Origin of the sequence: Novosphingobium sp. MD-1 (assembly GCF_001014975.1) — a bacterium.
Lineage (GTDB): Bacteria > Pseudomonadota > Alphaproteobacteria > Sphingomonadales > Sphingomonadaceae > Novosphingobium.
In genome coordinates, this window is sequence record NZ_BBXA01000031.1 from 121,614 (window position 1) to 135,430 (window position 13,817).

Here is a 13,817-nt window from a genome sequence, read left to right on the forward strand (position 1 = left end):
GTCCTCTTCCCCGTTTATAGCCTCGCTCTAGCGAACGCGGCGGGATCGGGAAAGAGCCGTTCAAGCCGCCTGTTCGAGAGCGGAAAGCGCGGCTTCCCAGGCCAGCATGATCGCGCCATGGCGCGCCGGATAGTCGCGGGCAACGGCGACGAGGTCGATACCCGGCCAATCCGGCATCGCGCCATCGCCCGCCAGCCATGCGGCCAGCGCATCGCGCGCGGCCGCGATGGCAGCGGCATCGCGGCCGATCGCGGCTTCGGCGAAAACGGAGGCCGCCGCCTGCCCTACCGCGCAGGCGTGCGGTCGCAGGCCCAGCCCGTTGATCGTGCCATCGGCATCCGTCCGCAGCGCCAGCCCGATCGTGCTGCCGCAGCTGCGCGAGCGCGCCTCGCCCCGCAAGGGCAAGGCTTCGTCCCACGGCCAGTTGGCCAGCCCCGCCGCCGCCGCCAGCATGGCCGGCGTGTAGAGAGCGCGCGCGGAACTGGCCACGGTTCAGTCTTCCTTATCGGCGGACGTGTCGGCCCGATGGCGTGAAGCCGACTTCTTGGCCGCTTTCTTGTGCGCGGCCGCCTTGTCCTTCTTTGCCTTGGCGGCCTCGTCAGCCTTGGCGTCCGCTTCCGCCGCTGCGCGGCGATCCGCGATCATCGTCATCAGTTCCTCGCTGGCCGCGTTAAGGAACGGATAGGTGCGCGCCTGCGAAATCCACATCGGCCGGCCGCTGACGCCCCACACCACGTCATAGCCGAAGACCAGAATCGAAAAGCCCAGAACGACGATGATGAAGCCCTTCACCGCGCCGAAACCGAAGCCGAGCAGCCGGTCGATCGGCCCCAGCACCGAATTGCGGCTGGCGCTTCCGATGCGGCGCGCGATGAAGCGGGTGATCCCGTACGGCACGATCAGCAGCAGCACGAAGGCGAGCACACCGCCGCCGGTCTCGTTCTCCAGATAGGGCGTCAGCAGTTGCGTGAGCGGTTCGTGCAGATAATGCACCGCGAACAGCGAGATGCACCACGCCGCCACGGCGAGGATTTCCTCCACGAAGCCGCGAAAGAATCCACCGATCGCGCCGACCGCGACGATCAGGAATACAACATAGTCGAAGCCGGTCATTACCCGGTGAAATTAGGAGCCGCCCACAATCCGGTCAACGAGATTTGGCAGCAACCGCAACGGCGCATAGCGGAGACCGGCCACCTTCTCGATGCTGCCATCAGGGCCATAGGCGCGGGAAAAGCCCAGTTTCGCGGCTTCCTTGAGCCGGATGGAGCTGTGCGCCACGGGCCGGACCTCGCCCGCCAGCGATATTTCGCCGAACCAAGCCGCCTGCGCCGGCAGCGGCCGGTCGGCCAGCGCCGAAACCAGCGCCGCCGCCACCGCAAGATCGGCGGCGGGATCGGTCAGGCGATAGCCGCCCGCCACGTTGAGATAGACTTCGGCTGCGGAGAAATTCAGCCCGCAGCGCGCTTCCAGTACGGCCAGCAGCATGGCCAGCCGTCCGCTGTCCCAGCCCACCACCGCGCGCCGCGGCGTGGCCCCGCTGGCGAGGCGCACGGTGAGCGCCTGGATTTCCACCAGCACCGGCCGCGTCCCTTCCAGCGCCGGAAACACCGAACTGCCCGGCACCGGTTCGTCCCGGCCGGACAGGAACAGCATGGAGGGGTTGCCGATCTCCTCCAGCCCTGCCCCCGCCATCGCGAAAACGCCGATCTCGTCCACCGCGCCGAAGCGGTTCTTCAGCGCGCGCAGGATGCGGTATTGGTGGCTGCGTTCGCCCTCGAAGCTCATCACCACATCGACCATGTGTTCCAGCACGCGCGGGCCGGCGATCGAACCGTCCTTGGTGACATGGCCCACCAGCACCAGCGCGACGCCGTTCTCCTTGGCATAGCGAATCAGTTCGAACGCACAGCCGCGCACCTGGCTGACCGTGCCCGGCGCGCCTTCGATCTGGTCCGAATGCATCGTCTGGATCGAATCGATTACCAGCAGCGCCGGCGGCTTCATGCCGCCCAGCGTCGTCAGGATGTCACGCACCGAGGTATTGGACGCGAGCCGGATCGGCGCATTGCCCAATCCGAGCCGGTCGGCGCGCAGGCGCACCTGGTCGGACGCTTCCTCGCCGCTGATATAGACCGCCTCCGCGCCCGCCAGCGCGATGCATGCGGCCGCCTGCAGCAGCAGCGTGGACTTGCCGATTCCCGGATCGCCGCCCATCAGTATCGCCGATCCCGGTACCAGCCCGCCACCGAGCGCGCGGTCGAATTCGGCAAGGCCGGTCTTGCGCCGCTCCGGCAGCTTGACCGGCTGATCGAGCGAGACGAACGAGACCAGCCGCCCTCCGCTCGACAAGTCATGCTTGGCCGAAAACACCGTCTCCGGCGCTTCCTCCACCAGCGTGTTCCACTCGCCGCAATCGGCGCATTGCCCCTGCCAGCGGGGTGAAACGCTGCCGCAGGACTGGCAGACATAGCGGCGCTTGGGTTTGGCCATGGCCTGCGCTTAACGGGAACGTATCAGGAACGCAAGCCGCGTGATCGCCGCAACGCTCCTCGCCATCATCCCTTGGGCATCAGCCGCATCGCCTCGCTGGCCAGCGCTTCCGCGCCAGCGGCGATGACCTTGTCCGCCTCCGGCGCCCAGAACGGGCTGTGGAGCGATGGCAGCGCCCGTCCCTCGCGCTTCGCCGCATCCAGTTCGCTGGCCGGGCGGCCGCCAACCCAGAAGATGGTTGCGCCCATGCGGTCGGGATCGGCGCGCCAGAACTCGCCGAAATCCTCGCCCGCCATCACGGGTGGCGTCTGCACCGCGCCCGTATCGCCAAACTGCCGCTTCATGTCGGCCAACACCCGCTGGCTGAACGCGGGCGGATTGAACGTGGCGCGGGTATAGGGATCGAGCACCGAGACGACCGGCATCCGGTCCTGCGGCACGCCTGACGCCATCGCCTCGCCCGCCGCGATGCGGCGGATGCCGTCGAGCAGCAGCTTGCGCTGTTCGTCGCTGTAGCTGCGCACGGTGAGCTGGAGCCTCGCCTCGTCGGGGATGATGTTGTGCTTGGCGCCGGCATGGAAGCTGCCGACGGTGACCACGCCCGGCTCGAACGGGCTGTTCTCGCGGCTGATCAGCGTCTGCAGGCGCATGACGATGGCGCTGGCCAGCACGATCGGGTCTTTCGTGGTCTGCGGATAGGCGCCGTGCCCGCCGAGCCCCTTCACGGTGATGTCTACGCTGTCGACATTGGCAAGCGCGTACCCCGGCGTCACCCCGATAACGCCCGAAGGCAGATCGCCGGTATCGTGAAACGCCAGCGCGAAATCGGGCTTGGGAAAGCGGGTGAACAGGCCGTCCGCCAGCATCGCGCGCGCGCCGAGGCCGATTTCCTCCGCCGGTTGCCCGATCATCACCAGCGTGCCCGACCACGCATCGCGGTGCGCGGCCATCAGCTTGGCCACTTCCATCCACGCGGTCATATGCGTGTCGTGCCCGCAGGCGTGCATGATCCCGCTTTCGACGCCAGCGGTGGACGTGCCGCGATCCTTCGAGGCGAAAGGCAGCCCGGTCTGTTCGACCACCGGCAGCCCGTCCATGTCGGCGCGGACCAGCACGGTCGGGCCGGGGCCGTTGCGCAGCACCGCGACGACGCCAGTGCGGCCCACGTTCTCCGTCACCACGAACCCTGCCTTGCGCGCGGCGGCGGCCAGTTGCGCGGCAGACTTCACTTCCTGGAAGCTGAGTTCGGGATGCGCGTGCAGGGCGCGGTAGGTCTGCAACAGCCCCGGCAGATCGGCAGCGATTTCCGCGCGCAGATCGGGCGCGGCAGCCTGAACGGCGGCGGGGATACAAAGAGCGGCGGCGCCGAGCGCCAGCAGGGAGCGGAACGTCATCGCACTACTCTATCGCCGCGCGGGGCTGGTGCAAACGTCCTTTCCCGGCCCCGAAGAAATGCTTTGTGGCAATGGCGGGCGCAGACCCCACATCGACCGCAGCATTGACACGGCAACAGGACAGGACGGATCATGACGGACGCAGCAACGATCGACACCGCGCGTCGGGCCGCGGCGCAGCACTTGCGCGATGGCGGCTTCGAAACCGAGGCGACGATGGTATCCGAAGGGCGCGGCGACGATTTCGCCGAGGTGCGGATCGCCCTGTCGCTGCTGCGCATCCTGGGCGAGCGGCCCGCGCGCACCGCGCCGCCGGTCAAGCGCAACGGCCGGCGCCTTGTCGGCGAGGAGTGTTGAGTCGGGAGTGTTGAGGGGGGAGCGCTGAGGCTCCCTCGCTTTCAGGAGTGTGGTACGGGCGGCCGGACTCGAACCGGCATGTTGTCACCAACGGCGGATTTTGAATCCGCTGCGTCTACCATTCCGCCACGCCCGCGCGTTCGACGAAAACCCGGACGTGCCGGAGAACGAAGGCGCCCTATAGGGCGCTGTTCCCCGGCAAGCCAGAGCCAATGTGCAAAATTTAGACGCGCCGGTCAGCGAGCCTTGAGCGCGCCAGCCACCAGCTTGTGCAGCTTGGAATGGAGCGCATCGTTGCCGGCCAGGACGGTTTCGTCGCAGATCGGCAGCGAACGGCCCTTGTAGTCCGAAACGAAACCGCCGGCTTCGCGCACCAGCAGGCATCCGGCCGCGCTGTCCCACGGTTGCAGGCTGCTTTCCCAGAACCCGTCGTAACGGCCGGCGGCCACCCACGCGAGATCCAGCGAAGCCGCGCCGAAGCGACGGATGCCGGCCACGCGCGGGCCAAGCTCGTGGTAGATGCGGGTCCATTCGCCCATGTCGCCCCGGCCCGCGAAGGGAACGCCGGTGGCGATCAGCGCCTCGTCCAGATGGCGGCGCGCCGAAACGCGCAGGCGGCGGTCCTGCAACCATGCGCCCCGGGTCTTTTCGGCCCAGAAGCTCTCGTCGGTCACGGGCTGATAGACGATGCCGGCGGTCACTTCGCCCCAGCCCCTGCCGTCCAGCGTCGGTTCCTGCACCGCGATCGAGATCGCGAAATGCGGGATGCCGTGGAGGAAGTTGCTGGTGCCGTCGAGCGGGTCGACGATGAAGCGCGGCTTGCCGGGCTCGCCCGCGATCTCGCCGCCTTCCTCCATCAGGAAGCCCCAGTCCGGCCGCGCCTGACGCAGTTCGTCCCAGATCGTCCGTTCGGCGGCCTGATCCGCCTTGGACACGAAGTCGGCCGGCCCCTTGCGGCTGACCTGGAGATGTTCGACTTCGCCAAAGTCACGGCGCAGGCGCGTGCCGGCCTTGCGGGCGGCACGTTCCATCACGCGGATCAGTCCGGAAATTGCGGCCATCGTGGATCAGCCCGCCTTGCCGACGTAGGAACGTTCGTACACGTCCACGACGATGCGCGTGCCGCTTTCGATGTGCGGCGGCACCATCACGCGCACCCCGTTGTCGAGGATCGCGGGCTTGTAGCTCGAAGAGGCGGTCTGGCCCTTCACCACGGCGTCGGCCTCGACGATCGTGGCTTCGACCTGTTCCGGCAGCTGCACCGAGATCGGGCGTTCGTCGTACATTTCGAGCAGCACGGTCATGCCGTCCTGCAGGAACGCGGCGGCATCGCCGAGAAGATCGCTGGGCAGCGTGATCTGGTCGTAGGTTTCCACGTCCATGAACACCAGGTCATCGCCTTCGGCATAAAGGAACTGGAAGTCCTTGGTATCGAGGCGGACGCGCTCGACCGTGTCGGCGCTGCGGAACCGAACGTTGGTCTTGCGGCCGTCGATGAGGTTCTTCATCTCGACCTGCATAAAGGCACCGCCCTTGCCGGGCTGGGTGTGCTGGGTCTTGGCAACTTTCCAGATGCCCTTTTCGTATTCCAGGATATTGCCCGGACGGATGTCCACGCCGCTGATCTTCATGATGGAAAGAGCCTTACCGTGAGTAGGGAAGCGCGCGCCTTAGCCGCTGTGGCCGATTGCTTCAAGCGGCAGCCGCGTGCTAGCGCGATATCCGTCATGAACCGTCGTCTTTTCCCTGCCTCGCTCGCCGTGATCGGCGCGCTTGTCGTCACGGCTCCGGTTGAGGCCGTTCCGGGCGGCCCGATCCACACCTTGCTGCGCGGGCGCTGGATCTGCGAACTGCCGGGCGATGCCGAAATGCAGCCGACCGCGCTGCCCGGCGACAGCTTCCGCGCAATTCCGGATTCGAGCTACCAGATGGCCGACGGAAAGCGCGGCACCTACGCGCTGTTCGGCCGTATCCTGACGATGACGAGCGGCCCGCTGAAAGGCCGGCGTTATCAGTTGAACAACCGCGCGATGGCGCGGCAGATCGACGCGGCAGGCGAGTTCATCGGGCCACGCTGCATCCACGCGGGCACGCCGACCGGAGTCGACGCGGGCGACGATTCGTCCGGGTCCGACAGCGGCAACTCTGACATCTGACCCGGATCAGCGGGCGGCGCCATCGCGCCGCATCCGCCAGTAGGCATAGCCCACCAGCCCGCCAAACACCGCAATGCCCAGCGGCATGGCCACGGGGTTTGCGTGAACGATCGCCAGCGAATCGGGGTCGTTGGTGGCAGCCACGATCGCGGCATAGGCAATGTTGAACAGGCCATCGCCAACGATCAGGCCGGTGGCGGTCAGCACGCCCATGCGTTCGGCCAGTTCCGGATCGGCCTGCCGCGTGGCCCAGCGGTTGTAGAGATGGCCCAGGATCGCGCCGATCACGACCATCCCGGTGGTCTGCGTGGGCAGGTACATGCCCATGCCGACGGCGAGCGGCGGTAAGGCACCACGGCCCGACCGGCGCAGCGCGCCATCGACCGCCAGCGCCACCACGCCGATTGCCGCACCCAGACCCACGAGGTTCCAATCGAGGCTGCCGCCCAGCACGCCTTGCGCGATGGTGGAGATCAGCGCGGCCTGTGGCGCCGCCAGCGCGTTTTCGCCCGCCCCCGGCGCGCCAAGGAACCCGAAGGTGCCGTTGAGCAGATCAAGGATGGGCGGGATCACCAGCGCGCCGAACAGCACGCCCAGCACGAGCGCGACTTGCTGACGCCATGGCGTCGCCCCGACAAGCTGGCCGGTCTTGAGGTCCTGCAGGTTGTCGTTGGAAATCGTGGCCACGCCGAACACGATCGCGGTGACGAACAGCGCGAAGGCGACCAGCGCCTTGGTTGCCGCCGCATCCCCACCCCGCCCGTACAGCGCCAGCAAGATCAGCGAGATGCCCAGGGCGGCGAGGATGCCAACGCCCGAGATCGGGCTGTTCGACGCGCCGATCAGCCCGGCCATATAGCCGCAAACCGAAGCGATGAAGATACCGGCGACCAGCACATAGAGCACGGCGGCCGCCAGCCCGATCCCGAGCGATTCAGCGACCGGGCCGCCGGCCGCGAAATCGGCCAGCAACAGCGCGATCGGCACCATCGACAGCAGGATCGTGCCGCCCACCAGGCCGATCGGCAGGTCACGCTCGGTGATGTCCAACGAGGCGTAGCCCGCCTGCTTGCGCGCCCGGCTGGCGGCGATGGCTCCGGCCACGCCGCGCACGATCGGGCCGATCACGCGCAGCAGCGTCCAGATCGCCGCCACGCCGATGGCCCCCGCGCCGACGAAGCGGATGCGCTGGCGGAACACGGTGGAGATGAAATCGGCGAGTTCGGTCCCCGTCGGGGGGCCGCCGGCGGTCAACACCGGCAGCAGCACGCCGAAGCTGATGACGATGCCCACCAGCATGGCGATGCCCACTGCCAACCCGACGAGATGCCCGACCCCGACGAGCGCCATCGACAGTCCGCCGCCGAACGCGGTGCCGCCCGCGCCGACGCGGATCAGGGTCGAGGCTTCCTCCGCCACCAGCTTGAGCTTGGCGAGCAGCGGATAGAGCGCCGCCAGCAGCGCCCCGCACATCACCGCCGCCAGCCCGCGCCGGTTTTCTTCCGCGCCGCCGACACCCGCGCCGACCTTGAGCACTTCCGCCGCGGCCACGCCTTCGGGATAGGGCAGGTCCGATCCGGTCACCAGCGCGCGGCGCAGCGGCACTGAATACATCACGCCCAGGATTCCGCCGACCGCGATCACCGCGACGGATTCCCAATAGGGAAAGCCCGTCCACCACCCGATCATGACCAGGCCCGGCAGCACGAACACGATGGCCGAAAGCGTGCCCGCCGAACTGGCGATCGTCTGGACGATGTTGTTTTCCTGGATCGTCGCGCCCGAAAGCAGCCGCAGCACGGCCATGGAAATCACCGCGGCCGGGATCGAGGTGGCGAACGTCAGCCCGATGCGCAGGCCAAGATAGACGTTGGCCGCCGTGAACACGACCGTCAGCACCGCGCCAAGCACCACGCCGCGCAGGGTCAGTTCCCGGACCGGCCCCGTGCCCGATTCGCCTGCGCTCATGCTCGATCTCCGTTCAGGAAACTCCGCCTTTTCCTGACGAAGTTGACAAAGTTGACACGGTCCAGCGGAAAGGATCGCCCCTTCCCCGCGCGGACTTCGCAGGCCCTGTCTGGCATGGTGCGGCGGATTAGGAAAGCGGGGCGCCGTTAGCCGTGCTGGCCCCCATGTTGACGGCGCACTTCCTCGACTCGTCCGTCGAGCATCGTCACGCGCACATCAGCCACCTCGGCAATGCCGGTATCGTGGGTGACGCAGACCACCGCCCGGCCCTGTTCGTGCGCCAACGTGCGGAACAGGTCGACCACGCGCGCCGAATTGGTGGAATCGAGATTGCCGGTCGGCTCGTCGCCCAGGATCAGCGCGGGATCGTTGGCCAATGCGCGCGCGATGGCGACGCGCTGGCGTTCGCCGCCGGAGAGCTTATCGGGGGACTTCAGCACCTTTTCGCCCAGGCCCACGTCAGCGAGCAGCGTCCGCGCGCGCGCATCGGCCTCGGCGCTGGACAGCGTCCCGAGCCGGCGGATCGGCAGCATCACGTTTTCCAGCGCGTTGAATTCGGGCAGCAGGAAATGGAACTGGAACACGAAGCCGAAGTGTTCGAGCCGGATGCGCGCACGCTCGTCGCCCGAAAGCGGCGTCATGTCTCGTCCTTCGAACAGCAGCCGTCCCTGCGTAGGCCGGTCGATCAGGCCCAGCAGGTACAGCAGCGACGACTTGCCGCAGCCCGAAGGCCCGACGATGGCGGTGAAGCACCCGGGCTGGATGGCAAGGTCCGCGCGGTCCACCAGCGTCACCGGGGGATCGACCGGCAGCCGACGGGTAAGTCCTTCGGCGACAAGGACGGGCCGGTCCGGGGCGGGCGCGTTCACATCGCCCCCCGCAGGATGTCCACGGGATCGACCTTGGCCGATTTGCGCGCGGGCAGCCACGCCGCCACGCCGCCCGCCAGCAGCGAGGCCGCCGCCGCGATCAGGTATTGCCGGGGACTGCGGTCGATCGGGATCGACTGGTCCTCGCCCCCGATGGAAAAGCGCAGCGAACCGAGAATGCTCATCAGCGCATAGCCGAGCAACCAGCCCAGCAGCACGCCGATCACCGCCAGCGCAAGCCCTTCGACGACGAACACGATCTGCAGGTCCGCTTCCGAAAAGCCCATCGACCGCAGGATCGCGATGTCGCGCCGCTTGTCGGCCACGCTGTTGGAAACGGCGGTGTAGATGCCGAAGCTCGCCACCAGCAGGATCGCGGAAACCACGGTGTACATGATGATGTTGCGCGTCACCAACAGCGAGAGGAAATCGGACGAGCGTTCCTGCCAGCTTTCCGCCTTGTAGCCATAGCGTTGCTCCAGCGTGCGGGCGACATCCTGCGCGGTATAGGGATCGCTCAGCTTGATGCCGATGCGGTTGATGATGAACGGGCGGCCGAGCAGCGATTGCGCCTCGCGCAGCAGCATGTAGCCGTTGGACGAGCCGAGCTGCGAATTGCCCTTCTTGACCAGGCCGACGATGCGCAGCGAGCGCGTGGTGCCCGATGCCGCCGTCGCGCCGACGATGTCGCCCATGTTGAGGCCGAGCCGGCTGGCCAGTTCCTCGCCGATGATAACGCCACCCTGCACGCGCTCCAGATCGTCGAGATGCCCGGCGCGCAGCTTGTCGGAAATGGTGCTGACGCGGGATTCCAGCGCAGGATCGATGCCGATCACGCCCAGCGGCTCCTCGCGCCCGCCAAGCCGCAGCGTGACCGCACCCGAAAGGCTGGGCGAGACGACCGCGCCGGGGATGGCGGCGGCGCTGGCCATCACCGCCTGCCAGTCCTTGATACCGCGCACCTCGTTGCGGACCTTGTAGCCGTGCAGCACCACGGCGCCGTCGGGAAAGGCGCGCCGCCCCGGCTGCGGCGCCGGGCTGCGCAATTCGTCGGAAATGATGATGTGCGGGGCCACGTCGATCAATTGCCGCACGAAGTCGGCCTGGCTGCCGACCATCAGCGCCGACACCGCCAGGAAGAATCCGACGCCCACCGCCACGCCGCTGGTCGCCACCAGCGTTTGCCGCTGCCGCATCAGCAGGTGGCGCGAGGCGATGTGCAGCAGCAGGAGCAGGCGGCCGATCACGGGGTCTTGATCCTGACCTTCCGTCCTTCCGCGAGGTCGGCCGGCGGGGCGACGACCACCGTCTCGCCCGCGCGCAGCCCGCTCACGATCTCCACCATGTCGTTAGCCTCGATCCCGCGCCGGATGGTACGAGCATGGACCTGTCCGTCCGTCACCACCCACAGGCGATCGCCGGCCAGCGCGGTTGCCGGCACCAGCACCGCGCGTTGCGTGCTGCGCGTGACGACGTTGACCTCCAGCGTGATGCCCAGCGGCAGGTCGCCCGCGCTTTCGGGCAGCAGGCGCACGCGGAAGGCGCGGGCGTTGGGATCGCCGCTCGGGGTGACTTCATGGACGCGCGCATGGATCACGCGGCCGGGCCAGGCATCGCTGGACATCAGCGCGTCCTGGCCGACGCGGACCCGCGTGATGTCGCGTTCGTCCACTGTCGCGGTGATGCGGATGCGCGCCGGATCGCCCAGCAGGATCAGCACGCGCGTGGGCGTGGCGAGATCGCCCGGCTCGACATCGCGCTTGGTAACCACGCCGTCGGTATTGGCGCGCACGACAAGCTGGTCGCGCCGGGCAACGGCGGTGCGTTCGCCGGCGCGGGCTGCATCGGCGCTGGCGACGGCCTGATCGCGCGCGGCGCGGGTCATCCAGCCCTGGCGATAGAGCGTTACCGTGCGGCGTTCGGTTTCCTCGGCCGCGCGCCGCTGCGCCGCCGCCTGATCGAGCAGGCCGCGTTGTTCGTCATCGACAAGGAGAACCAGCGGCTGGCCGCGCCGCACCCGGTCCCCTTCGGACACGAGCACTTGCGCTACTGGCGCGGTGATGCGGGCGGCGACCGATACCGGCTGCTGAGCCTCGACATAGCCGGTGGCATAGACGAGGTCCGCCGCCGGCCCGATCCGCGCCTTGGCGACCTCCACCGCGGGTGGCCGGGCCCGCCACGCCAGTCCGCCGGCAATCGCGCCCGCCAGCAGCAGTACCACCACGATCCAGACCAGCCAGCGCTTCCGTCCCACGCACCGTACCCCATGTCCGCCAGGGCCCACGCGCCCTTCGGATTTCCGGTCATTGGCGTGCTACGTGCGCCCGCGCCTTGCGTTGGGTCAAGCGCGGAACGGTGTCCGCTGCTTATTCGTCTTCTTCACGCCGGGGCGCGGCTGCGATGGCCGCCAGCAGGTCGCGCACGCCCTGCGCCTCGTCCCCGCCCCACACGGCGTGACTCACCGCGAGAAAATCGGCACCAGCGGTTACCAGCGGCGCGCAATTGGCGGCGGTGATGCCACCGATGGCGACGCAGGGCAGTTCGAACAGGGTGGACCACCAGGTCAGCAGGTCCGGTTCGGGACGATGCTCGGTTTCCTTGGTGGTGCTGGGGAAGAATGCGCCGAACGCGACGTAGTCCGCCCCGGCCTCGCCCGCTTCCATGGCGAGGTGGCGGCTGGCGTGGCAGGTCACACCGATCTGTGCGTCACGCCCCAGGCGCTGGCGCGCTTCCTGCGGATCGCCGTCCTTCTGGCCCAGATGCACGCCATCGGCGCCGAGCCGCTTTGCCAGGCTGACCGAATCGTTGACGATGAACGCCACGTCGCGGTCGGCGCAGATGCGCTGGAGCGGTTCGGCCAGCCGCGCGGCGGCATGATCGTCCACGTCCTTGACGCGAAACTGGAACGCGGCGACCGGCCCGGCGTCCAGCGCGCGGACCAGCCGTTCGGGAAAAGTGCCCGAGACATCGAGCGGGGAGATGAGATACAGTTCGCTGGCGGGTTGCGTCATCGGCGCGCTCTACCGCCGTTGCGGGGCGGCGGCAATCACAAGGTCAATCTTCGAAACGCACGCCCTGCGCGGCCAGCACGGCATCGAAAGCGGCGGGATCATCAAGCCTGATCATGACCGCATGAACCGGGCGCCGATCCGCCAGCGGCGGCGAGAGCACCAGCATCCGGTTCGGATAGGCCAGGGGCACGAGATTGCGCACACCCGCTTCCTTGTGCGCGCCCGACGGCCAGCTTCTGCGCACAACCGCAATAGCACCCAGCGGCACGCTGATCTGCCGCAGCGAGCCGGCGCGGAGCAGCAAGCTCCCTTCGGCAAGCACATGGGGCAGCCGCGCCATCGACCGTATCCACCGCACGATCCAGGCGAGAGACGCCGCGGTCAGCGCGGTCAGTGGCCAGGCCAGCCATGGCCAGCGCAGCGCAACGAGAAGATGGACCACGACAAGCTCGATCGACGCCAGCCCGAACAGCACCCATGCCATGGGCGCCACGCCGCGATGATAGGCAAAGGTGGACGATGAACATGCCGGTCCGGTCATGGCTTCTCCCCGGCTATCGGTCTCCCGACAGCAAGACGCCCCTCCCCCGCTTTGCGGGGCGAGGGGCGGCCTTTCCCATCCTCTGCAATCGATAGATCGTCAGGCGGACTTGACGGTCGAACCCGTAAAGATTTCGTCAATGGCGCCGGCCAGCGAGGCATCGAATTCCGCGTCGGTCATCTGATGGCGCAGGTCTTCGAGCAGCGCACGGCTGAAGCTGGCGATGATCCCCGCGTTCTTCGCCAGTTCGACGCAGGCTTCGGGGCGCTTGTAGCCGCCCGACAGCGCGACGACGCGCAGCACCTTGGGATGGGCGACGAGCGGATCGAACGTGCCCGGCACGATCGGCAGGGACAGCTTGAGCATGACCTGCGTGCCTTCGGGCAGTTCGTACAGGTTCTTGAGGATTTCCGCGAGCAGGATCGTGTCGCACTCGGCGCGGGTCTCGCTCTTGATGTTCACTTCGGGTTCGATGATCGGCATCATGCCATGCGCGAGCACCTGCTTGCCGACTTCGAACTGCTGCTTCACCACGGCGGCGATCCCGGCCGGGTTGGCCGAATTGATCACCGAACGTTCCTTGGTCCCATAGACGCCCAGCGCCTTGCTGCGTTCGAGCAGCGCATCGAGTTCGGGCATCGGCTTCATCAGCTGGACGCCGTCCTTCTCGTCCTCAAGCCCCTTGTCGATCTTGATAAAGGGCACCACGCCGCGTTCGATCAGCGCGGCGGGAACGGGCTTGCCGCCGGCATCGCCGTCCATCGTGCGTTCGAACAGGATCGCGCCGATCACCTTTTCGCCGGTGAACGCGGCCGACGTGATGATGCGCGTGCGCATCTGGTGGATCAGGCCGAACATTTCCTCGTCCGTGCTCCACGCGCCTTCCTCAATGCCATAGCCCTTGAGCGCCTTGGGCGTCGAACCGCCGCTCTGGTCGAGCGCGGCGATGAAGCCCTTGCCGGAAGCCATCTTGGCGGTCATTTCAGTGACGTTCATGATCCCATCCTGTCCTGTGGCGCCTTCGGAAA

15 protein-coding genes and 1 tRNA gene are annotated in these 13,817 nt (G+C 67.7%); 2 read left to right on the forward strand and 14 right to left on the reverse strand.

Annotation, left to right across the window (positions count from 1 at the left end; genetic code table 11):
• Window positions 1–60: 60 nt before the first annotated feature.
• From NMD1_RS16465 to NMD1_RS16480, 4 genes are all read right to left on the reverse strand, one after another.
• Complete coding sequence (locus tag NMD1_RS16465) at window positions 61–489, reverse strand: iron-sulfur cluster assembly scaffold protein (protein WP_307546481.1); 429 nt, start codon at window positions 487–489, stop codon at window positions 61–63.
• 3 nt (window positions 490–492) lie between these two features.
• Window positions 493–1,113: a CvpA family protein gene (locus tag NMD1_RS16470; protein WP_125955641.1), complete on the reverse strand. Its 621-nt coding sequence runs from the start codon at window positions 1,111–1,113 to the stop codon at window positions 493–495.
• A gap of 12 nt (window positions 1,114–1,125) precedes the next feature.
• Window positions 1,126–2,493: a DNA repair protein RadA gene (gene radA, locus NMD1_RS16475; RefSeq protein WP_125955643.1), complete on the reverse strand. Its 1,368-nt coding sequence runs from the start codon at window positions 2,491–2,493 to the stop codon at window positions 1,126–1,128.
• A gap of 65 nt (window positions 2,494–2,558) precedes the next feature.
• Window positions 2,559–3,887, reverse strand: coding sequence for an amidohydrolase (locus NMD1_RS16480; protein WP_125955646.1), 1,329 nt, complete (start codon window positions 3,885–3,887; stop codon window positions 2,559–2,561).
• A gap of 132 nt (window positions 3,888–4,019) precedes the next feature.
• On the opposite strand from NMD1_RS16480, the gene NMD1_RS16485 reads away from it, so the two are divergent.
• Complete coding sequence (locus tag NMD1_RS16485) at window positions 4,020–4,244, forward strand: hypothetical protein (protein ID WP_124807345.1); 225 nt, start codon at window positions 4,020–4,022, stop codon at window positions 4,242–4,244.
• A 50-nt stretch (window positions 4,245–4,294) separates the two neighbouring features.
• Here the strand turns inward: NMD1_RS16485 and NMD1_RS16490 are convergent.
• The 3 genes from NMD1_RS16490 to efp form a co-directional block, all read right to left on the reverse strand.
• Window positions 4,295–4,380, reverse strand: a tRNA-Leu gene (locus NMD1_RS16490).
• Window positions 4,381–4,480: 100 nt separating this feature from the next.
• Entirely contained in the window at window positions 4,481–5,305 is an 825-nt protein-coding gene (locus tag NMD1_RS16495) for an inositol monophosphatase family protein (protein ID WP_125955647.1), read from the reverse strand.
• Window positions 5,306–5,311: 6 nt separating this feature from the next.
• Window positions 5,312–5,875 (reverse strand): elongation factor P, encoded by a 564-nt coding sequence (gene efp, locus NMD1_RS16500; protein WP_124807343.1) that lies wholly within the window; start codon window positions 5,873–5,875, stop codon window positions 5,312–5,314.
• 96 nt (window positions 5,876–5,971) lie between these two features.
• On the opposite strand from efp, the gene NMD1_RS16505 reads away from it, so the two are divergent.
• On the forward strand, window positions 5,972–6,400 hold the full coding sequence (locus tag NMD1_RS16505; RefSeq protein ID WP_125955649.1) for a hypothetical protein: 429 nt from the start codon (window positions 5,972–5,974) through the stop codon (window positions 6,398–6,400).
• Between the two features lie 6 nt (window positions 6,401–6,406).
• Here the strand turns inward: NMD1_RS16505 and NMD1_RS16510 are convergent, their stop codons facing one another.
• From NMD1_RS16510 to NMD1_RS16540, 7 genes are all read right to left on the reverse strand, one after another.
• A complete protein-coding gene (locus NMD1_RS16510) occupies window positions 6,407–8,368 on the reverse strand; it encodes an OPT family oligopeptide transporter (RefSeq protein WP_125955652.1) in 1,962 nt (653 codons plus the stop codon).
• A 146-nt stretch (window positions 8,369–8,514) separates the two neighbouring features.
• On the reverse strand, window positions 8,515–9,237 hold the full coding sequence (locus tag NMD1_RS16515) for an ABC transporter ATP-binding protein (RefSeq protein WP_125955654.1): 723 nt from the start codon (window positions 9,235–9,237) through the stop codon (window positions 8,515–8,517).
• Window positions 9,234–10,484 carry an ABC transporter permease gene (locus tag NMD1_RS16520; protein WP_125955657.1) on the reverse strand — a complete coding sequence of 417 codons (1,251 nt, stop codon included), beginning with the start codon at window positions 10,482–10,484 and terminating at the stop codon, window positions 9,234–9,236. Before NMD1_RS16520 ends, NMD1_RS16515 begins: the two co-directional genes overlap by 4 nt.
• Window positions 10,481–11,491 (reverse strand): efflux RND transporter periplasmic adaptor subunit, encoded by a 1,011-nt coding sequence (locus NMD1_RS16525; RefSeq protein WP_125955659.1) that lies wholly within the window; start codon window positions 11,489–11,491, stop codon window positions 10,481–10,483. The genes NMD1_RS16520 and NMD1_RS16525 overlap by 4 nt, the downstream gene beginning before the upstream one ends.
• Window positions 11,492–11,603: 112 nt before the next feature.
• Window positions 11,604–12,248, reverse strand: a complete 645-nt coding sequence (thiE, locus tag NMD1_RS16530; RefSeq protein ID WP_125955661.1) for a thiamine phosphate synthase — start codon at window positions 12,246–12,248, stop codon at window positions 11,604–11,606.
• Between the two features lie 43 nt (window positions 12,249–12,291).
• A complete protein-coding gene (locus NMD1_RS16535; protein WP_125955663.1) occupies window positions 12,292–12,789 on the reverse strand; it encodes a hypothetical protein in 498 nt (165 codons plus the stop codon).
• Between the two features lie 99 nt (window positions 12,790–12,888).
• Window positions 12,889–13,785, reverse strand: coding sequence for a fructose bisphosphate aldolase (locus NMD1_RS16540; RefSeq protein ID WP_125955666.1), 897 nt, complete (start codon window positions 13,783–13,785; stop codon window positions 12,889–12,891).
• Between the last annotated feature and the right edge of the window lie 32 nt (window positions 13,786–13,817).

What these genes read in the sequence shown, in the direction of transcription:
- NMD1_RS16480 (WP_125955646.1), bottom strand. Translation starts at nt 3,887, where the DNA reads ATGACGTTCCGCTCCCTGCTGGCGCTCGGCGCCGCCGCTCTTTGTATC.
- NMD1_RS16535 (WP_125955663.1), bottom strand. Translation starts at nt 12,789, where the DNA reads ATGACCGGACCGGCATGTTCATCGTCCACCTTTGCCTATCATCGCGGC.
- NMD1_RS16470 (WP_125955641.1), bottom strand. Translation starts at nt 1,113, where the DNA reads ATGACCGGCTTCGACTATGTTGTATTCCTGATCGTCGCGGTCGGCGCG.
- efp (WP_124807343.1), bottom strand. Translation starts at nt 5,875, where the DNA reads ATGAAGATCAGCGGCGTGGACATCCGTCCGGGCAATATCCTGGAATAC.
- NMD1_RS16495 (WP_125955647.1), bottom strand. Translation starts at nt 5,305, where the DNA reads ATGGCCGCAATTTCCGGACTGATCCGCGTGATGGAACGTGCCGCCCGC.
- NMD1_RS16485 (WP_124807345.1), top strand. Translation starts at nt 4,020, where the DNA reads ATGACGGACGCAGCAACGATCGACACCGCGCGTCGGGCCGCGGCGCAG.
- radA (WP_125955643.1), bottom strand. Translation starts at nt 2,493, where the DNA reads ATGGCCAAACCCAAGCGCCGCTATGTCTGCCAGTCCTGCGGCAGCGTT.
- NMD1_RS16505 (WP_125955649.1), top strand. Translation starts at nt 5,972, where the DNA reads ATGAACCGTCGTCTTTTCCCTGCCTCGCTCGCCGTGATCGGCGCGCTT.
- NMD1_RS16510 (WP_125955652.1), bottom strand. Translation starts at nt 8,368, where the DNA reads ATGAGCGCAGGCGAATCGGGCACGGGGCCGGTCCGGGAACTGACCCTG.
- NMD1_RS16540 (WP_125955666.1), bottom strand. Translation starts at nt 13,785, where the DNA reads ATGAACGTCACTGAAATGACCGCCAAGATGGCTTCCGGCAAGGGCTTC.
- thiE (WP_125955661.1), bottom strand. Translation starts at nt 12,248, where the DNA reads ATGACGCAACCCGCCAGCGAACTGTATCTCATCTCCCCGCTCGATGTC.